At 73.6% G+C, this 18076-nt stretch carries 16 protein-coding genes and 2 pseudogenes; 11 read left to right on the top strand and 7 right to left on the bottom strand.

The window, feature by feature from the left end; genetic code table 11:
- Positions 1 to 113: 113 nt before the first annotated feature.
- The 6 genes from KME75_RS17560 (at position 114) to thpR (ending at position 5078) form a co-directional block, all read left to right on the top strand.
- Positions 114 to 611, top strand: a complete 498-nt coding sequence (locus tag KME75_RS17560; RefSeq protein WP_219415914.1) for an ABC transporter substrate-binding protein — start codon at positions 114 to 116, stop codon at positions 609 to 611.
- A gap of 78 nt (positions 612 to 689) precedes the next feature.
- Complete coding sequence (locus KME75_RS17555; protein WP_372452618.1) at positions 690 to 1721, top strand: ABC transporter substrate-binding protein; 1032 nt, start codon at positions 690 to 692, stop codon at positions 1719 to 1721.
- A gap of 46 nt (positions 1722 to 1767) precedes the next feature.
- A complete protein-coding gene (locus KME75_RS17550) occupies positions 1768 to 2727 on the top strand; it encodes a ribonuclease Z (protein ID WP_219415913.1) in 960 nt (319 codons plus the stop codon).
- A gap of 10 nt (positions 2728 to 2737) precedes the next feature.
- Positions 2738 to 3568: an MEDS and STAS domain-containing protein gene (locus KME75_RS17545; RefSeq protein ID WP_219415912.1), complete on the top strand. Its 831-nt coding sequence runs from the start codon at positions 2738 to 2740 to the stop codon at positions 3566 to 3568.
- The gene (locus KME75_RS17540) at positions 3565 to 4515 is read left to right on the top strand and encodes an anti-sigma factor RsbA family regulatory protein (RefSeq protein ID WP_219415911.1); all 951 of its coding nucleotides are present in this window, start codon (positions 3565 to 3567) and stop codon (positions 4513 to 4515) included. Before KME75_RS17545 ends, KME75_RS17540 begins: the two co-directional genes overlap by 4 nt.
- A 2-nt stretch (positions 4516 to 4517) precedes the next feature.
- Entirely contained in the window at positions 4518 to 5078 is a 561-nt protein-coding gene (gene thpR / locus KME75_RS17535) for an RNA 2',3'-cyclic phosphodiesterase (protein WP_219415910.1), read from the top strand.
- A 115-nt stretch (positions 5079 to 5193) separates the two neighbouring features.
- On the opposite strand, the gene KME75_RS17530 is transcribed toward thpR, so the two are convergent.
- From KME75_RS17530 to KME75_RS17520, 3 genes and pseudogenes are all read right to left on the bottom strand, one after another.
- Positions 5194 to 5913: a Mut7-C RNAse domain-containing protein gene (locus tag KME75_RS17530; protein WP_219415909.1), complete on the bottom strand. Its 720-nt coding sequence runs from the start codon at positions 5911 to 5913 to the stop codon at positions 5194 to 5196.
- A gap of 34 nt (positions 5914 to 5947) precedes the next feature.
- Positions 5948 to 6339 (bottom strand): annotated as a pseudogene (locus KME75_RS17525) (helix-turn-helix transcriptional regulator); the annotation flags it as partial.
- A 267-nt stretch (positions 6340 to 6606) separates the two neighbouring features.
- Entirely contained in the window at positions 6607 to 8343 is a 1737-nt protein-coding gene (locus KME75_RS17520; RefSeq protein WP_219415908.1) for a GMC oxidoreductase, read from the bottom strand.
- A 560-nt stretch (positions 8344 to 8903) separates the two neighbouring features.
- On the opposite strand from KME75_RS17520, the gene KME75_RS17515 reads away from it, so the two are divergent.
- A complete protein-coding gene (locus tag KME75_RS17515; protein ID WP_219415907.1) occupies positions 8904 to 9149 on the top strand; it encodes a DUF397 domain-containing protein in 246 nt (81 codons plus the stop codon).
- A 193-nt stretch (positions 9150 to 9342) separates the two neighbouring features.
- Positions 9343 to 10248 carry a Sco1979 family transcriptional regulator gene (locus tag KME75_RS17510; protein ID WP_372452617.1) on the top strand — a complete coding sequence of 302 codons (906 nt, stop codon included), beginning with the start codon at positions 9343 to 9345 and terminating at the stop codon, positions 10246 to 10248.
- Between the two features lie 7 nt (positions 10249 to 10255).
- Here KME75_RS17510 and KME75_RS17505 read toward each other — a convergent pair whose 3' ends face one another.
- Positions 10256 to 10411, bottom strand: coding sequence for a hypothetical protein (locus KME75_RS17505; protein ID WP_219415906.1), 156 nt, complete (start codon positions 10409 to 10411; stop codon positions 10256 to 10258).
- Between the two features lie 461 nt (positions 10412 to 10872).
- Between KME75_RS17505 and KME75_RS17500 the strand changes: the two are divergent.
- A pseudogene (locus tag KME75_RS17500) lies at positions 10873 to 12238 on the top strand (solute symporter family protein); the annotation flags it as partial.
- A 17-nt stretch (positions 12239 to 12255) separates the two neighbouring features.
- Here KME75_RS17500 and KME75_RS17495 read toward each other — a convergent pair.
- Positions 12256 to 13233, bottom strand: a complete 978-nt coding sequence (locus KME75_RS17495; protein WP_219415905.1) for an acetylxylan esterase — start codon at positions 13231 to 13233, stop codon at positions 12256 to 12258.
- Positions 13234 to 13451: 218 nt separating this feature from the next.
- Here KME75_RS17495 and KME75_RS17490 point away from each other — a divergent pair, with 218 nt between their 5' ends.
- Complete coding sequence (locus KME75_RS17490; RefSeq protein ID WP_219415904.1) at positions 13452 to 13718, top strand: GlsB/YeaQ/YmgE family stress response membrane protein; 267 nt, start codon at positions 13452 to 13454, stop codon at positions 13716 to 13718.
- 61 nt (positions 13719 to 13779) lie between these two features.
- Here the strand turns inward: KME75_RS17490 and KME75_RS17485 are convergent, their stop codons facing one another.
- Together KME75_RS17485 and KME75_RS17480 are read right to left on the bottom strand one after the other, a co-directional pair.
- On the bottom strand, positions 13780 to 14475 hold the full coding sequence (locus KME75_RS17485; RefSeq protein ID WP_219415903.1) for a class I SAM-dependent methyltransferase: 696 nt from the start codon (positions 14473 to 14475) through the stop codon (positions 13780 to 13782).
- A gap of 50 nt (positions 14476 to 14525) precedes the next feature.
- Positions 14526 to 17201: a helix-turn-helix transcriptional regulator gene (locus KME75_RS17480; protein ID WP_219415902.1), complete on the bottom strand. Its 2676-nt coding sequence runs from the start codon at positions 17199 to 17201 to the stop codon at positions 14526 to 14528.
- 134 nt (positions 17202 to 17335) lie between these two features.
- Here KME75_RS17480 and KME75_RS17475 point away from each other — a divergent pair, with 134 nt between their 5' ends.
- On the top strand, positions 17336 to 17935 hold the full coding sequence (locus tag KME75_RS17475; RefSeq protein WP_219415901.1) for a dihydrofolate reductase family protein: 600 nt from the start codon (positions 17336 to 17338) through the stop codon (positions 17933 to 17935).
- The last annotated feature ends 141 nt before the right edge of the window (positions 17936 to 18076 follow it).

Raw genomic sequence — 18076 nt, 5'->3', positions numbered from 1 at the left:
CGTCCCTCCACGTCCCTGCCGTCCCCGACATCTCCGCGCACTGGTACCTGCAGGTCACCGACGCCGTCGCAGGCAGCGCGGTACCTCGGCCGCGTCGGGGGTACGCCATCGGCATGAGCGTGTTGCAGCGTCTGGTCGGCCGGGCCCGGAGCGCGCCGCGGGGCACCGTCCGCGTGGTCGACCCGAACTCCCTCAACTGGCTCTACATCACCTACAACACCGTCGAGGAAGCGGTGCGGGTCACCAAGCGGGGCAAGATCCGTCCCGCCGCCATGAGTCGGTACCGGTGGCGCGACCCGCGCACGCTCGAGATCACGCTGCGGCGCGGGGAGCGGTTCGCCGACGGGAGCCCGCTCGATGCCGGGTCGCTGCGCCGCGCGTTCGACGAGCAGGTCCGCTGGGTCTCGCCGCACCCTCCCGGCACGCACTTCAACATCGACCGGCGCACGGGCGCGGAGGTCGTCGACGACCGCACGGTCCGGCTGCACCTGCCGGCCGTCGACGGGCTGGCGTTGGGGAAGCTGCGGGCCACGCACGTGATGACCGAGCGGTTCTGGCGCGATCTCGGGTTCGGCTACGCGCGGGACCAGTCCGGCGAAGGCCACTGGTGAATCATCGACGCACCGGGCCCGTGGGGCTCCGGACCGTTCATCCTCGTCGAGGGCCGCTCGCTCGTGCACACCGAAGAGGTGATCAGCGACGGTGAGGACCGCACGTGGCTGCAGACCCAGGACCGGTCGCCGGTCGTGCGGCTGCGGTCCAACGAGCACTACTGGGACCGGGTGCGTGGCCCGCACCTGGAGGAGGTCGAGTTCCGCAACACGCTGAGCCGGGAGGAGGCGCTCGACCTCGTCTGCGACACCGTGGGTGAGGTCGACATCGTGACCGAGGTGCCCGCCGGCGCGGCGGAACGGGTGCGCCGGTCGCGGCACGCGCGGCTGGTGTCGGTGGCGGCCGTGCGCGCGCTGGCCGGCGTGATCGACCGCGAGGCCGAGGGCCTGCCGCTGCACGACGTGCGGGCTCGGCGGGCGCTGAACCTCGCCGTGGACCGGGACGCCCTGGTCCGCGACCTGTTCCGCGGCCACACCCGGCCGCTCGCCGGCCTCACCCCACCCACGGTGCTGACCGCGTTGCACCGCGCCCCGGACCGGCTGCGCGCGCACCCGCACGACCCGGCCGAGGCCGCCCGCCTCTGGCGCGCCGCCGGAGGGGCTGCCCGACCGCTGCGCCTGGCGGCGATGGAGGCGTGGGAGGCGGTCGCGCACACCGTGGCCGCGCAGCTGCACACGGCCATCGACCTGCCGGTCGAGGTCACGGTCCTGCGTGGGGACCGGCAGCGGGAGGCGCGGCGCGGGCTCGCGGCGAAGGAACCGCGGGACTGGGACGTGCTGCTGGTCGACCAGGGCTCGCAGACGGTTGACGTGCCGCCACTGGAGCTGCACCGGGCGTTCGTGGGGCGGTCGGGGGAGTTCCGGGCCGGGCCGGTGGACGCGCGGTTCGAGCGGCTCTTCGCCGATCTCGGGGCACGGACGTCGCAGGTCGGGCAGGTGCTGGCCGCCAACCGGATCGACCGGTACGTGACGCGGCAGTCGCTCGCGCTGTTCCTCGTCGCTCCCCGGGTGCTGTACGCGGTGAACCGGCACGTCCGCTTCGTGCCCTACGCCACGACGTTCGAGCTCGCCGACACGTCCGTGGCCGCGGGGCACTGGTCCCTGCGCTGAGCGGAGCTTGCGAAGCGATCATGGACAGCGGGTAGCGTCCGGGAGCGTGTCGGACCGCGAGCTCGTCGTGCTGGGCACCGCCAGCCAGGCGCCCACCCGGCACCGCAACCACAACGGCTACCTCCTCCGCTGGGACGGGCACGGCCTGCTGTTCGACCCCGGCGAGGGCACGCAGCGGCAGATGCTGCTCGCGGGCGTGGCCAGCAGCGCTGTCACGCGGATCTGCCTCAGCCACTTCCACGGTGACCACTGCCTCGGCGTGCCGGGGGTGGTGCAGCGGCTGTCGCTGGACCGCGTCGCGCACCCGGTGCACGCCCACTACCCGGCGTCGGGGCGGCACTTCTTCGCGCGGCTGCGGCACGCCACGGCCTTCCGCGAGGTCGCGGACCTGCGTGAGGAGCCCATCGAGCGCGACGGGGTGGTCGCCACGGACGGGACGGGAACGCTCGAGGCGCACCGGCTCGACCACCCCGTCGCGTCCTTCGGCTACCGGCTGGTCGAACCGGACGGGCGGCGGATGCTGCCCGAACGGCTCGCGCAGTTCGGCATCGCGGGACCCGAGGTCGGAAGGCTGCAGCGGGACGGGAGCCTGTCGGTCGGCGGCCGCACGGTCCGGCTGGAGGAGGTCAGCGCCCCGCGTCCCGGTCAGCGGTTCGCGTTCGTCATGGACACCCGCCTGTGCGACGGGGCGTACGCACTGGCCGATGGCGCCGACCTGCTGCTGATCGAGTCGACGTTCCTCGGCGAGGACGCGCGCCTGGCCCACGAGTACGGCCACCTCACCGCCGCGCAGGCGGCGTCGGTGGCGGCGGAGTGCGGCGTGCGGCGGCTCGTGCTCACCCACTTCTCCCAGCGCTACCCCGAGCCGGACCGCTTCGCGGCGGAGGCAGCGGAGGTGTTCGGCGGCGACATCGTCGTCGCCGCCGACCTGATGCGCGTCCCGGTGCCGCCGCGGGCGCAGGTGCGGGCGTCGAGCCGTCGGGCCGATGCCGGGCGAGACGCGTAGCCTGGGCGCGATGCGTACGGCGGGCAGTGTGGCCGACGTGCGGGGCTACGGCCCGCACGACCACCTGTGCCTTGCCTACGACGATGCCGCGGAGTTCCGCGACAGCGCGCTGCGGTTCCTCGCCGACGGGCTCGCCCGCGGCCAGCGGGTGCAGTACGTCGCCGGTCGCGCGTCCGCCGACCTCGCGGCCGAGATCGACGGGCTCGCCGCCGGCCGCCCCGGGGCGGTGCACGTCCGGTCGCTGCTCAACACCTACCGCACCGACGCCGTCGTCGAGCCCGCCGTGCAGGTGCAGGCGTACGCCGCCCTCACCGAGGAGGCGCTCGCCGACGGCTTCACCGGGCTGCGCGTCGCAGCGGACGCCACGCCGCTCGTGCGCGATCCCGACCGGCTCGACGCGTTCGCCCGCTACGAACACCTCGTGGACCGGTACATGGTGACGGCGCCGTTCTCCGCGATGTGCGCCTACGACCGGACCGCGCTGGGGCCGGAGGTGGTCGCGCAGGTGGCGTGCATGCACCCCAGCGCCGGCGCGGGCGTCACACCGTTTCGGCTGTACGCCTCGGGCCACGCCGCTGCCGCCCTGGACGGCGAGCTCGACATCCACACCCGGGACCGGTTCGCGAGCGCGCTCGAGCGCGCCGCGCTCGCCCCGTCGGGCGGCGAGCTCGTGCTCGACGCGACCGGACTGACCTTCGTCGACCACCGTACCGTTCTCGCGCTCGCCGAGCTCGCCCGGCGGCTCGGGGCGACGGTGGTGCTGCGCACCGCGTTGGGTACCGTGCGCAGGCTGGTCACTCTGCTCGATGTCGAGGGCGTACGTGTGGAGCAGCCGGAATGAGATCGGGTGCAGCGGCGGGAACCGAGGGGTACTTCCACGAGACCGCCTTCTACGGCTCCGACGAGGAGCTGCTCGCCATCGTCGTGCCCTTCCTCCGGGACGGGGTGGCGGCCGGGGAACCCACGCTGGTGACGTTCGCCGAGCGGAACGCCGCGCTCGTGCGGTCGGCGCTGGGCGACACCACGGGCGTGGAGTTCGTGACCGGAGAGCTCCAGTACGCGAAAGCGGCCTCCGCGATCCGGTCCTACCGCGAGCTGCTCGCCGAGCACACGGCGCGGGGCGTCGGGCAGATCCGCGTCGTCGGGGACGTCCCGCATCCCGGGTTCGGCGTGCCGTGGGACGCGTGGGCGCGCTACGAGGCCGCGGTCAACCACGCCTACGACGACTTCCCGATCTGGGGGATGTGCCCGTACGACACCCGCACCACCCCGCCGGACGTGCTGGCCGACGTCACCCGCACCCACCCGCGCATCGCGACGGCGGACGGCGGGCACCACATGAACCCGGAGTTCGGCGACCCGGTCGGCTTCCTCGAGAGCAAACTGATCACCGCCGTCCGCCCCGAGTCGGGACCGCCGGCTCTCGACCTCGCCGGCCCCGCCCCCGCCCTCGCCCGTGCGGCCGTCCGGGACGTCGCCTCGGCGACGTTGCGCGACCCCGACGACCTCGACGACCTGGTCCTCGCCGCCAGCGAGGCGGTCACCAACGCCATCAGCCACGGGAAGCCGCCGGTCCGCCTGCGGGTCTGGACGGACGGCGGCCGGGTCGTCGTGGCGGTCACGGACGCGGGCCCGGGCCCCAGCGACCCGTACGCGGGGCTGCTGCCGGCGTTGGACAGCGAGACCGGCGGGCTGGGGCTGTGGATGGCGCACCAGATCTGCAGCGACGTGACCTTCCACCGCGACACGGACGGTTTCACGATCCGGCTGGTCGTCGCGGCCTCCTGACCGTGCGCCTGTTCGTCGCGCTGTCGCCGCCACCCGAGGCCGTCGACGAGCTGTGGTCCGCGGTCGAGGCGGTGGGCACGGACCGGCCGGGGCTGCGCTGGACCCGTCCCGAGCAGTGGCACCTCACGCTGGCGTTCCTCGGTGAGGTCGACGACCCCGCCCGGCAGGACCTCGTCGAACGGCTCGGCCGGGCGGCCCGGCGCCACCCCCCGCTGACGCTCGCGCTGAGCGGGGCCGGCCGGTTCGGCGACCGGGTGCTGTGGACGCGGGTGTCCGGCGACGTGGAGCCGGTGCGTCGGCTCGCCGCGTCGGTGCGGGCCGCCGCCCGCCGCGCGCGGCTGCCCGTCGACGACCGGCCGTACCGTCCGCATCTCACGCTCGCGCGCGCGGGCGGCGAGGTCGACCTGCGGTCGCTGGTCGATGCGCTCGCCGGCTTCGCCGGCCGCCCCTGGACGGCGGGCGAGCTGCACCTGGTGCGCAGCCACCTCGGCGCCGGGCCGGGCGGCAGCGCCCGGCACGAGCCGCTGGTGTCGTGGGCGCTGGACGGCCGCGAGCGTGGGTGAGTGCGTCGGCGACGGGGCCGTCGGACTGTTCGAGGAGCGGCGGCGGGTGCTGTTCGGGCTCGCCCACCGGCTGCTGGGCTCGGCCCCCGAGGCCGAGGGCGTTGCCACCCGGGCCCTACCTGCCGACGGCCCTGTCCACGATCGCGTCGAGCCGGCGGGAGTGCGCGCCACGCCAGTACACCCGCCCGCACGACCGGCAACGGGCGAACCGGTCGTAGCGGCGCCGGGTGCCCGGTTCCAGCTCGCCCGCCACCTCGTCCTTGGGCACCTCGGCGAGCTCGCCGTTGCACGCGCTGCACCGGGTCCACGGCGCCAGCGGCGGCGCGAAGCGGTCGAGCACGTCGGCGAGCTGGTCGGCCGGGTCGCTGTCGCGCACGTGCGCCCCGGCCCACAGCGCGCGTCGCATGAGCAGTCCGCGGTCCCGCGTGAGCAGCACCCGCCGCTCGTCCGCCGACTGCCGCACGAGCGCGTCGTCCTCGGCGTCGTTGCGGTAGACGGTGTCCACGCCGAGCAGCCGCAGCCGCCGGGCGAGCGTGCCGAGGTGGACGTCGAGCAGGAAGCCGGTCGCGCCCGGCACGTGCTGCGGGCGCGGCACCGGCGCGATCCCGACCGTCGCGCCCGGGACGGGCCGGTCCGCCGGGTCGGCCCGCCCGTCGTCGAGGGTCAGCTCCCCGACCTCGGTGAGCGGGATCCCGAGCGCCTGGACGACGTGGCCGAGCGACGCCTCCCCGTCGTAGGGCGCCGCGAACTCCTCGCACCGCCTGCGCGGCGCCAGGAACAGCCAGAGCTCGCGGTCCGGGCGCACGACGAGCGACGGGTCCACAGCCCTCAGCATGACGGCGACGTCGCCGGGTGGCACGGCGGCCGGGTCAGCCGCGGATCTCGTTGAGATAGTTGTAGATCGTGTAGCGGGTGACCTTCAGCTCGGCGGCGAGGAAGTCCACCGCATCCTTGATCAGGAAGTAGCCCGCCTCGTCCAGCTCCCGCACCACCGCGGCCTTGTGCTGCTTCTTCATCAGCTCCACCGGCACCTCGACGTGCTCCACCGCCCGGTCCACGAGGAACCGCTGGAGGCTGTCGACGTCCAGGGGGAACGTCTCGTCGCGGGTGCCCGCCGGCGCCGCCGGGTTCGTCGCGGACCCGCCCGCGAGCTCGCTGTTGACGCACAGACACCCGATCGCGACCCCCCGTCGGCGTCGCGCAGGAACATCGTCGACGACCGGATGGGGCGCCCGTCCGGGCCGTGCGTCCGGTAGTAGGTGTTCGCCGGGAACTCGGTGCGGCCCGGTCGATGGAGGGGGGACGCTACAACTCGCTGTTGAAGGGGTCAACAAGAAGTTGAAGTGCGACTGGCGAAGCCGCCGGATCCCGTGGTCGTCGCGAGATCGCCGTTCCCGCTTCCCGAAGCGCACCTACCGTCATCTCACGGCGATCACCAGCCTCGTGATCGCCGTGAGTGGCGGGTTCCTGCAGTCTGTTCCGCGAGAACCGCACTCCCACGGCGAGCACGGGACGGTCCGCAGGCGGCTCAGCGGATGTCGACGACCGGCAGCCGTAGCGCCGCCGGGGCCGTCTCCGGGACGACCGGGCGCCGGGGCGGCACGGGCGCGAGCTGCCGGTAGCGCGAGCCGGGCGCGGGGCGGGTGTCGGCGTCGCCCTTGTTCGGCCACAGCGCCATCGCGCGCTCGGCCTGCGCCGTGATCGTCAGGGACGGGTTCACGCCGAGGTTCGCCGAGATCGTCGAGCCGTCGACGATGTGCAGCCCGGGGTGGCCGTACACGCGGTGGTACGGGTCGACCACCCCGGTCTCGGCGGAGTCGCCGATCGCGGCGCCGCCGAGGAAATGCGCGGTCATCGGGATATCGACGACCTCGCCGATGCTGCCGAACGGCATGCCGTCGATGTTGCGGGCGAGCCGGCGCATGGCGTCGTTGGCGGCGGGGATCCAGGTGGGGTTGGGCTGGCCGTGCCCCTGCTCGGAGCTGAGCCGGACCCGCCCGAACCGTCCGCGCACGAGGTGGAGGGTGAGCGAGTTGTCGAGGGTCTGCATGACGAGCGCGATGATGCTGCGCTCCGACCAGTGGCCGAGCCCGGCGTAGAGCGACACCAGCTGCCCCGGGTGGCGGACGACCTGGCCGAGCCACCGCAGCCAGCGCGGCACGAAACGCGACCTGCCGTCGGTCATGACGGTGCCGAGCAGGCCCATCAGGTTCGAGCCCTTGCCGTAGCGGACGGGCTCGATGTGGGTGTCGGCGTTCGGGTGGATGGAGGAGGTGATCGCCACGCCCTGGGTGAAGTCGTGGTGGCGGCGGTGGCGCAGCTTGACGCCCGCGCCGCACAGCGCCTCGGAGTTGGTGCGGGTCAGGGTGCCGAGCCGGTCGGAGAGCGCGGGCAGGGTCCCGTCGGCCTTCATGCGGTGCAGCAGGTCCTGGGTGCCCCACGTGCCCGCCGCGAGGACGACCTGCTCGGCGGTGAACGTCCGCGCGGTGCGGCGGGCCCGCCACGCACCGGTACGCACGGTGTCGACGGCGTAGCCGCCGGACGCCAGCGGCCGCACCCGCGCGACGGTGGTGAGCGGATGCACGGTCGCACCCGCCAGCTCGGCCAGGTGGAGGTAGTTCTTGACGAGGGTGTTCTTGGCGTTGTGGCGGCAGCCGGTCATGCACTCGCCCACCTCGAGGCACCCGCGCCTGCGCGGCCCCACGCCTCCGAAGTAGGGGTCGTCGATCTCCACGCCCGGCTCCTTGTGGCCGTCGCGCCCGAAGAAGACCCCGACCGGTGCCATCCCGAAGCTGCCCCCGACGCCCATCTGCTGCGCCAACCGCCGCATCTCGCGGTCCGACGGCGTCATCGTCGGGTTCGGCACCACGCCGAGCATGCGCGCGGCCTGGTCGTAGAACGGCGCCAGCTCGGTGCGCCAGTCGGTGATGTACGCCCACTGGGGGTCGTTGTAGAAGGCGTCGGACTTTGGCCGGTACAGCGTGTTCGCGTAGACGAGTGACCCGCCGCCCACGCCGGCCCCGGCCAGCACGACGACGTCGGGCAACAGGTGGATGCGCTGGATCCCGGTGCAGCCGAGCTTCGGTGCCCACAGGAACTTCCGGACGTCCCACGAGGTCTTCGGGAAGCCGGCGTCGGCGAATCGCCGCCCTGCCTCCAGTACGCCGACGCGGTAGCCCTTCTCCGTCAGCCGGAGCGCGGAGACCGAACCGCCGAAACCCGATCCGATCACCAGCACGTCGTAGTCGTGCCTAGATGTCGTCATCCCGCTCCACCGTCTCGTCCCTGAGGCCAGGCGTTACCGGCGGTAGCATGCCTGACGGCGGACGGACGCGGGGCGCCGGGACGGCGGGATGCGCCGGGTCGGGGGGTCAGAAGTGCAAGCGTCGCCGCTGGCGCCCGTGGTTGAGGTCCCACACCTCGGCGCAGAGCGGGCAGGGGGCACCTTCGGGCGCCACCATCGGGGCGGCGGCCACCACGTGGCCGCAGAGGGCGGAGTAGTACCCGCTGGGCTGGGAGAGCTCGGTGTCGGGTACGTCGTGGGCCCTACCGTCACTGAGGCACGTGACGGACACGGTGGCGGTGACCCCGCGTGCGAGTTCGGACGTGGCCGACTGTCGACGCGCTCTGCTCACGGCTCCCCACCACTCCGCACACAGCCCCGATCCCGGGTGTGCTCGGGAGCACACCCCTGGGTAACAGTGTGGCGTCTGCGGCTTGCGTCCGCAAGCCTGTCTGCAACAACATCTGCAAGTACATCTGCACGACGTGCATCTGCACGTGCATCTGCAGCTGCATTTGATGCCCACGGCACGGAGGGTCGACATGCCCCAGCACGACAACAGGGCGCTCAGGGCGCTCGCACCGGACCTCGGCCCCGTCACCTGGCGGAAGAGCCGGGCCAGCAACCCCAACGGCGACTGCGTCGAGCTGGCCCACCTCCCGGGCGGGGAGGTCGCGGTCCGCAACTCGCGCGACCCCAAGGGCCCCGCCCTGATCTACACGCCCGCCGAGATCGCGGCGTTCATCCGCGGGGCGAAGGACGGGGAGTTCGACGACCTCGTCTCGTGAGCGAGCTTGCGAGCTCACCATCGGGCACAGCGCGTTTGCTTGATGCGGTCGACGAGCGCCGGCGAGGCCCGGCCATGCACCCTCGAGCGGGCTATGCTCCGACCGCCGGAGGTGGCGTCGCCGCCGGCCGGTGTGCCGCTGCGGCCTCCGGGCCGCCGAGTCGTCAGGACGGGTCGCCCGTGAGGAGAGCGCCGTGAAGCCGGAGCCGTCGGGCGTCGGCCCCCGGATCGGACCGCTCGACCCGGCCCAGCAGGGCGGTCCCACCGTCCTGCGGATCGTCCTGGGCACCCAGCTGCGCAGGCTGCGCGAGGCGAGCGGGATCAGCCGGGAGGCGGCGGGCGACGCGATCCGTGCCTCCCACGCCAAGATCAGCAGGCTGGAGCTGGGGCGGGTCGGGTTCAAGGAGCGCGACATCGTCGACCTCCTCACCCTATACGGCGTCACCGACGAGCAGGAGCGCGAGGAGTACCTCGGGCTGGCCAGGCGCGCGAACGCCAGGGGCTGGTGGCACCAGCACGGCGACGTGCTGCCGAGCTGGTTCGAGATGTACCTCGGCCTCGAGCAGGCAGCCACCTTCATCCGCACCTACCAGGTGCAGTTCGTGCCGGGGCTGCTGCAGACCGAGGAGTACGCCCGCAACGTCATCCTGGTCGGGCACGGGGCCGAGTCGGCCTACGAGATCGACCGGCGCGTGCACCTGCGGATCGCCCGGCAGAAGATCCTCACCGAGCCCGGCGCTCCGCAGCTGTGGGCGGTGCTCGACGAGGCCGCGTTGATCCGTCCCTTCGGCTCCCGCGGCGTGATGCGCGCCCAGCTGGAGCACCTGCTCGAGATGACCGCGCTACCGAACGTCACGGTGCAGGTGCTGCCCTTCCGCTTCGGCGGGCACGCCGCGGCCGGCGGCCCGTTCACGATCCTCCGGTTCGCCGAGCCGGACCTGCCCGACGTCGTGTACCTCGAACAGCTCAACAGCGCCGTCTACCTGGACAAGCGCCCCGAGGTGGAGGACTACCTCGCGGTAATGGAGCGCGTCAGCGTCCAGGCGGAGACGCCACTGCGGTCGAAGGACGTGCTGCGGAGGCTGATCGGCGAGCACTGATCCGCCGTCAGGCCGCCTCCAGCGCCGCGGCCACCGCGTCCCGCACTTCGGCGTCGACGGGCGGCGTCCGGCCGGCTGCCGCTGCGCGACCCAAGTCCCGCACGTCCTCGGTGGCCCGCTCGTACGCCACCTGGCCGAGATCGGCACGCTCGGTGCGGCTCACGCCACCGACCCTGGTGACGCCTCGGGCGGCGCCGGTCGGGCGACCGGAGGGGCCACGGGCCGTGAGCGACGCGCCGGGACCACTCGAAGGTGTGACGGCGCATCCGGGTGAGGGTCGCGGCCACGATCGGTGATCCACGTGCCGGTGGCGCCAACGGCGAGTCCGGCGCGCTGATCAGCACCACGCGGTCGCGTTCCCGCCGTTGCCGCTTTCTCGTCACAGCGACGGGAGCACCTGATCGTGGCCACGGCCGTCGGACCGGGGGTGCCCACCGTGCCCAACGGTGATCATCTTGTCACCCCTGGTCGCATCCGCGCCGCCGCAGGTTCGTTGCACCGACCGCGGAGACAGCGGTACCGGGTCCGGTCGCGCCGGGCCGGGCAACGGCCGCGCGGCGGCCGGTCGGGCAGCTGAGACGTCTCGTCGCGGTCCCGGACGGGATCGGCGGCGAGGACAACACGATGCGGAACACCGGGAAGTTCACGATGGGGGACGTGCTGGCGTTCCGGATGCGGCAGCGTCCGGTGCGGGCTGCGGCGGCGACGTCGACGTTGGTGGTGTCGTTCTTCTACCTGCTGGCGCAGATGGCCGGTGCCGGCGCGCTGGTGGCGCTGCTGCTGCAGATCCCCAACAGCAACACCCTGGGCCAGGGCATCGTGATCGCCATCGTCGGCATCCTGATGATCGTCTACGTGCTCGTGGGCGGGATGAAGGGCACCACCTGGGTGCAGATCATCAAGGCCGGCCTGCTGCTCGTCGGCGCCGCCACGCTCGTGACGTGGGTGCTCGGCCGGTTCGCGTTCGACCTGTCCGCGCTCCTCGGCGAGGCGGTGGAGGCCAACCCGTCCATCGAGACGTCGTCCGGCACGAAGGAGCTGGGCGAGCGGCTGCTGATCCCCGGGCTGCAGTTCGGCGCGTCCGACCTCGCGAAGATCGACTTCTTGTCGCTCGGCCTGGCGCTGGTGCTCGGGACGGCGGGCCTGCCGCACATCCTGATGCGCTTCTACACGGTGCCGAACGCCAAGGAGGCCCGTCGGTCGGTGGTGTGGGCGATCTGGCTGATCGGGATCTTCTACCTGTTCTCCCTGGTGCTGGGCTACGGCGCGGCCGCGCTGGTGCCCGGGGGCGCGCAGCGCATCTCCACCGCGCCCGGCGGCACCAACTCCGGCGGCGCCGCTGCTGGCCTACCAGCTCGGCGGGGAACTGCTGCTGGGCATCATCTCGGCGATCGCGTTCGCGACGATCCTCGCCGTGGTGGCCGGGCTGACGATCACGGCGTCGGCGTCGTTCGCGCACGACGTGTACGCCAACGTGATCAAGTGCGGGACGGCGGCCCCGGACGCGGAGGTCCGCGTCGCCCGCCGCACCGCGGTCGGCGTCGGCGTCGTGGCGGTGGCGGCCGGCATCCTCGCCCGCAACCAGAACGTGGCGTTCCTCGTGGCGCTGGCGTTCGCCGTGGCGGCCTCGGCGAACCTGCCGACCATCCTCTACTCGCTGTTCTGGAGGCGGTTCAACACCACCGGGGCGCTGTTCAGCATCTACGGCGGGCTCGTGATCTGCGTGCTGCTGATCGTCCTGTCGCCCGCCGTGACCGGCAGCCCCACCTCGATGATCCCGTCCGTCGACATCGCGGTCTTCCCGCTGTCGAACCCCGGGCTGGTGTCGATCCCGGCGTCGTTCCTGCTGGGGATCATCGGCACGTTCCTCGGCGGCCGGGAGCCGGCCGCGGCCACCCGGCACGCCGAGATGGAGGTGCGGGCACTGACCGGCGCGGGCTCGGAGAAGGCCGTGGCGAAGAAGGTGCCTGCGCACGCCGTGCGCCGCTGACCCGCCCCGCCTGACGTTCAGGAGCGGCCCAGGAGCTCGCCCAGCCGGCGGATCTGGGCCTGGCGCTGGTAGGACTGCCCGCCCTCGTGGTCGTTGAAGCGGTAGACGGCGACGTCCTTGTCCCGGCCCGCGTAGTGGTTGTATGCGGCGTACACGGTGGAGGGCGGGCAGACCATGTCCATGAGGGCCACCGAGAAGAACGCGGGCGCGGAGGCGCGGCGGGCGAAGTTGACCGCGTCGAAGTACGCGAGCGTGTCCAGCACCTCGTCGGCCCGGGCGCGGTGCACCGACAGGTAGCGGGTGATCTCGGCGAACGGGTCCTTGTCGCAGATGTCCAGCGCCCGCTCGAAGTGGCAGAGGAACGGGACGTCCGGCATCGCCGCCACGAGGTCCGGGACGAGGCCCGCCACGGCGAGGCTGATCCCGCCGCCCTGGCTGATCCCCTGCACCGCCACCCGTGCCGCGTCCACCCCCGGCAGGGTGCGCACCGCCTCCACCGCCCGGACGCCGTCGGTGAAGACGCGCCGGTAGAAGTAGGTGTCGGCGTGCTCGATGCCGCGGGTCATGAACCCGGGGGTGCTCGGCCCGGAGCCGTGCGGGTCGGCGGTGCGCCCGCCCCCGCCCCACCGGGCCCCCTGCCCGCGCGTGTCGACGAGCAGGTGCGCGTACCCCGCGCTGGCCCAGTGCAGCGCCTCACCGGGCAGGTCGCGCCCGCCGTTGTAGCCGATGAACTCGACGACCGCGGGCAGTGGGCCCTCGTGCCCACGGGGAGTCGTGAACCACGCGCCGATCCGGTCGCCGCCGAACCCGCGGAAGCTCACGTCGCGGACCGTGACCGTGGTGTACGGGGTGGCGACCTCGTCCGCGCGGACGTCCAGGTCGTGCGCCCTGGTCTCGTCCAGCGTGCGGGCCCAAAAGGCGTCGAAGTCGGCAGGCTCGCGCACGTCCGGGCGGTAGGCGGTGAGCTCGTCGAGGGAGAGGTCGCTGCGTGCCACGGGACTCCTGTCGGTGGGTCGGCTACGTGTCCCGGGGAGCATGGCACCGCGCCGGGCGGCCGGTCCCGCGAGTTCGATCACGCCGGAACGTGGCCGTCGCGCGGCCACGTTCAAGAACGAGTGCAACGGGATACCCCGGAGTTCGGGTGGCGCCGAAGCCTTCCGCCTGCGGCCGCCGGTCGCCAGGCCCACGCCCACCCGAGACGTGAGGAGTGTTCATGATCGGTTTCATCGTCGCCGGCCTGATCATCGGTGCACTGGCCCGGCTCATCAAGCCCGGCAAGCAGAACCTCGGCTGGATCGCGACCCTCCTGCTCGGCCTGGTGGGTTCCGTGATCGGAGGCTCGATCGCCAGCCTGCTCGGCACCGGTAGCATCTTCGAGCTCAACGTGCTCGGCTTCGTCGTCGCGGTCATCGCCGCCGTCCTGCTCGTGGGGACCGCGGAGGCGATCGCCGGACGCAACAAGCGCGAGCAGCTCCACTGATGCCCGGCCCGGACCGGAAGCGGCCCCTCACCGTGCTCGACGGGTGAGGGGCCGATTCGCTTCAACGCAGGTTCGTGCGCGGAGCGGCCAACCGGTGGAGCCGCACCCCGTCGTCCCGGGTCGCGGCCGTGGTCACGGTGTCCCAGTCCCGCCGCGCGGCGGCCAGGAACTCCCCGGCGAGCGGCCGCTGCGGGTCGGCGATCCACACCTCGCCGCCGTCGTCGACGAGCCGTGGGAGCAGCGCGAGCAGCTCCGCGATGTTGCGCTGCCCGTACAGCACGTCGGCGGCGAGCACGAGCCGCCACGGCGCAGCCTCGGTGACCGGCGCCGGCTCCGCCCACGAGCACACGGCCGTCCCGATCGCCACGCCGTTGCGCTCGGCGTTGACCGCGGCGAACGCGAGTGCGTCGGGGGAGCGGTCCGTGGCGAGCACCTCCCCGCCGCCGAGCGCGGCCGCGACGGCCGGTAGACCCAGACCGCAGCCCAGCTCGAGGACACTCGCCCCGGCCCACTCCCGCGCCGACACCGCGTACGCGAGCTCGACCCCGCTCGGCCACACCTCCGCCCAGTACGGCGGGTAGGCCTGGTCGGCCGCCACGTCCTCCTCGTAGAGCAGTGCGGTGGCCTCCCGCGGGCGGACGAACTCGAGCCGGCCGTGGCGCAGTTCGACGGACCCCGCGACGAGGTCGAGCCGCGGGTCGTCCGCGGGCGGGCGGTGCTGCGGATCGTCGGGTGCGGGTGTCGTCGGTGAGCCCATCCGGCCAGTGTCCCGGCTCCCTGCCCGCAGGGCGGGGCCACGTGCCGCCGTCAGGAACGGGGAGCGTGTTCCCGGGTTGCGAGGCGGGCCAGCTCGGTGCGATTGGCCACCGCGAGCTTGGCGTAGACGTGCGCCAGGTGGGTCTTCACCGTCCCCCGGCTCATGAAGAGCCGCGTGCCGATCTCCGGGTTCGACAGCCCCTGCACGGCCAGCTCGACGACCTCGCGCTCGGTCGGCGTGAGGCTGCCCCAGCCCGATGTGGGCCGCCCGCGCGCACCTCGCGCCCGGCCCGCGTACGCCGCCGCCGCACGAAGGTCCATCTCCCGCCCGCGGGCGACGGCCTCGCCCACGGCGGGATCGTCGAGGAGCGGGTGCCGGGAGGAGCCTGCCGCGTATCCCGATTCGGCGCGGGCCCGCTCGGCCGCGCCCAGCAGCACCGCAGCGAACTCGACCGCGTCGCGCCGGCACGCCATGAGCGCGAGGGCTTCCAGGCTGTCGACACATCCCAGGACGAGGCCGTGCTCGGTCCTGAGGCGCAGCGATTCGTGGTGAGCTGCGACGGCCGCGTCCGGGTCGTCGTCCGCCAGCAGATGGGCCCGCTGCTCGACGGAATCGGCACGCACGCGCGGCATGGCCATCGCCTCGGCGATCTTCTCCACGCCTGCCACCAGCAGGTGTGCCCGGGCCTGCTCGCCCTCCAGTCGCAGCGCGGCGGCCAGCACGACCTGCGTGTCGGGGGTGAGGGCGTCGTCGGCCGACGGCGCGCCGCCCTCCCGGCGGCACCACTGCACGGCGAGGTCCGGCCGCCCGGACCACAGCGCCAGCCGGGCGCCCGCCCGTTCCCAGCCGGGGATGAACGGGGACAGTCCCGAGTCGTCGATGAGCTTCCGCACGGGTTCGAGGGCCTGCTGGGCGGCGTCGAGGTCGCCCTGCAGCGCGCGGACCTCGGCCAAAACGCTCAGCGCGGAACCGACCCGGTGGAAGTCGCGGAGCGGCTGCGCCGTCGCCACCGCGCGCCCGGCGAGGTCGGCGGCGTCGGCCAGCCGGCCACGGTGGGTCGACGCGACCGCCGTGCAGGCCAGTGCCGTGGCCGCGACCCCGCGGTCGTGGCGCGCCAGGAGTCCCTCGAGCGCGGCGCCGAGTTCGCCGATCGCCCGGTCGTCCTCGTCACGCACGAGGTGGACCAACCCGACGAGGACCTGTGTGTGATCGGCGACGACGCGATCGCCTGCCCGGCGTGCGTCGTCCCGCACGTCGACCGCCCGCTCGTAGGTCGTCCCGAGGTCCCTGCCCAGCGTGCCGATCGCGCCGAGGAGGCGGGCCCACCGGACGGTGGCGGCGTCGCCGAACCGGCTCGCCAGCACCTCGGCGGCCGCGGCCGCGGCGTAGCCCTCCTCGCCGGCCTCCGCGGTGTCGGCCACCAGCGCCACCGCCGCGAGGACCCGGGCCTGCAGGCCGCTCTGCTCGTCCCCCGCCCGGTCGACGGCTCGGCGCAGCAGCCGCAGGCCCTCGGCGCCACGGGCTTCGAGGTGCCAGAGCCATGCCGTCGCGACGGCGAGGCGGCGGCCGCGTTCCGTGTCCTCCCGGGAGAGGCCGCGGGCGATGGCGGCGCGGACGTTCGCGTAGTCGGCTCCCACCTCCCGGCGCCAGGCGTCCTTGTCGGTGTCGAGCAGCGGCAGGAGACCTTCGGCGAGGTCGAGGTAGGCGTCGAGGTGCCGATCGTGGGTGCGGTCGGCCTCGCCGGACTCCTCGAGCCGCACCAGCGCGTACCGCCGGATGACGTCAAGCATCCGGTACCGCGCCGCGGGTCCGCCCGTGTCGGCGATCACCAGCGACTCGTCGATCAGTCCGCGCAGGGCGCACAGGGTGCGTGCCTCGTCGAGCGGCGGGGTCGCGCACACTCTTCGCGCGGCGTCCGCCGTGAACCCCGGCTCGAAGGCACCGAGCCGCCGGAAGAGCGCGCGCTCCTCGTCGTCGAGCAGGTCGTGGCTCCACCGCAGCGAGCTCTCCAGCGTCTGCTGCCGGAACGGTGCGTTCCGCGGCCCGCCGGTCAGCAGCGTGAACGGCTCGGCGAGGGACTCGGCGATCTGCGCGGGGGACAGGGTCCCCGCCCAGCCCGCGGCCAGCTCGACGGCCAGCGGAAGCCGGTCCAGTCGGTCGCACACGCGCCGCGCGGCCGTGTGCGCCGGACCGTCGACGCTCTGCGCTCCCGCACGGTCCAGGAACAGCGCGAGCGCGTCGGCGAGGGACAGCGGAGGAACGCGCCAGACGCGCTCGCCCGAGACCCCGATCGTCGCTTGGCTGGTGGCGAGCAGCCCGACGTCTGGGCAGCGTTCGAGCACGGCTGCGGCCAGGCGCGCCACGCCCGGCAGGACGTGCTCGCAGTTGTCGAGGACGAGCAGCAGCGCACGGTGCCGCAGCTGCGCCAGCACCGCCGCCGGTGCCTGCGGTTCGCCGGGCACGAGGACGCCCAGGGCGTCCGCGACGCGGGCGGCGACCGCGTCGGCGTCGCTCTCGGCGGCCAGGTCCACCCACCAGACGCCGTCCGGCCACTCCGGCGCCTGCCGTACCGCGGTCCGCGCGGCGAGCCGCGTCTTCCCGCACCCTCCGGGGCCCACGAGCGTCAGCAGCCGCCCGGCGACCACCGCCTCGGCCACGGCCGCGAGCTCGGCCTCGCGCCCGACGAACGACGTCAGCTCGGGCGGCAGGTGATGGGCCTCGGACATCGCCGCGGAGTCTGGCACCGGATCGGCCATGGGGACAGCGGCATATCGGCCACCTGGCAGATGTTCCGCGGCAGCCCCGCGACGACCATTGCCTCCGTCACCAGATCAACTCCGACCTGACCAGGAGGAACACCATGACCCGCAGCGGCACCCGCACCGTCGTCGGCAACATCTCCCTCTCCCTCGACGGCCGCTCGACCGGCCCCGGTGGCGACCACGACATGGGCTGGGTCGGCGCCCACGCCGTCTCGGACGGCGCCCTGGACCTCCTCGAGCGCCTGATGAGCACGTCCACCACCGTGCTGCTCGGCCGCAAGAACTACGAAGGCTTCGGCGGTTACTGGCCGACCGTCGCCGACGACGAGAGCGCCGACCCCCGCGTCCGCGCGTTCTCCCGGTGGCTCGACGCGGCGGACAAGGTGGTGTTCTCGACCACGCTGACCGAGGCGACCTGGCAGAACTCCCGCCTCGCCGAGAGCGACCCGGCGTCCGTGGTGAAGGAGCTGCGCCGGCAGGACGGCGGCGACATCTGGGTGATGTCCAGCGGCAGCGTGATCCGGGCGCTGCTGGAGGCGGACGAGCTCGACCGGCTGAGCATCGTCCTGTGCCCGGAGCTGGTGGGCGGCGGCGCGCGGTTCTTCCCGGACGGGCTGCCCGCGTCCTCGTGGAGCCTCACCGACCTGTCCACGACGGACAGCGGGGCGATCTGCCTGTTGTACGACCGGGTCCGCTGACGCCCGGCGGCGGCCGCGCGAACGGCACTTATCTGTGGCGGGAGCCCCGGTCAAGCACCAGTTCGTGATTGTTTGTTGTTCCTCGTCGTGTGGTGTGCCTGGCGGCGCCCCGGAGCCGGCGTCAAGGTGGAGCGCCCGTGG

It is taken from the genome of Pseudonocardia nigra (assembly GCF_019396355.1).
GTDB classification, from domain to species: Bacteria; Actinomycetota; Actinomycetes; order Mycobacteriales; family Pseudonocardiaceae; genus Pseudonocardia; species Pseudonocardia nigra.
Note: the sequence above shows the minus strand (reverse complement) of the source record. Positions and strands in the feature narration are given on the sequence as shown.

Coding starts and splice junctions, on each gene's coding strand:
- KME75_RS17560 (WP_219415914.1), top strand. CDS start 114: ATGAGCGTGTTGCAGCGTCTGGTCGGCCGGGCCCGGAGCGCGCCGCGG.
- KME75_RS17545 (WP_219415912.1), top strand. CDS start 2,738: ATGCGTACGGCGGGCAGTGTGGCCGACGTGCGGGGCTACGGCCCGCAC.
- KME75_RS17540 (WP_219415911.1), top strand. CDS start 3,565: ATGAGATCGGGTGCAGCGGCGGGAACCGAGGGGTACTTCCACGAGACC.
- KME75_RS17530 (WP_219415909.1), bottom strand. CDS start 5,913: ATGCTGAGGGCTGTGGACCCGTCGCTCGTCGTGCGCCCGGACCGCGAG.
- KME75_RS17520 (WP_219415908.1), bottom strand. CDS start 8,343: ATGACGACATCTAGGCACGACTACGACGTGCTGGTGATCGGATCGGGT.
- KME75_RS17515 (WP_219415907.1), top strand. CDS start 8,904: ATGCCCCAGCACGACAACAGGGCGCTCAGGGCGCTCGCACCGGACCTC.
- KME75_RS17490 (WP_219415904.1), top strand. CDS start 13,452: ATGATCGGTTTCATCGTCGCCGGCCTGATCATCGGTGCACTGGCCCGG.
- KME75_RS17485 (WP_219415903.1), bottom strand. CDS start 14,475: ATGGGCTCACCGACGACACCCGCACCCGACGATCCGCAGCACCGCCCG.
- KME75_RS17480 (WP_219415902.1), bottom strand. CDS start 17,201: ATGTCCGAGGCCCATCACCTGCCGCCCGAGCTGACGTCGTTCGTCGGG.
- KME75_RS17475 (WP_219415901.1), top strand. CDS start 17,336: ATGACCCGCAGCGGCACCCGCACCGTCGTCGGCAACATCTCCCTCTCC.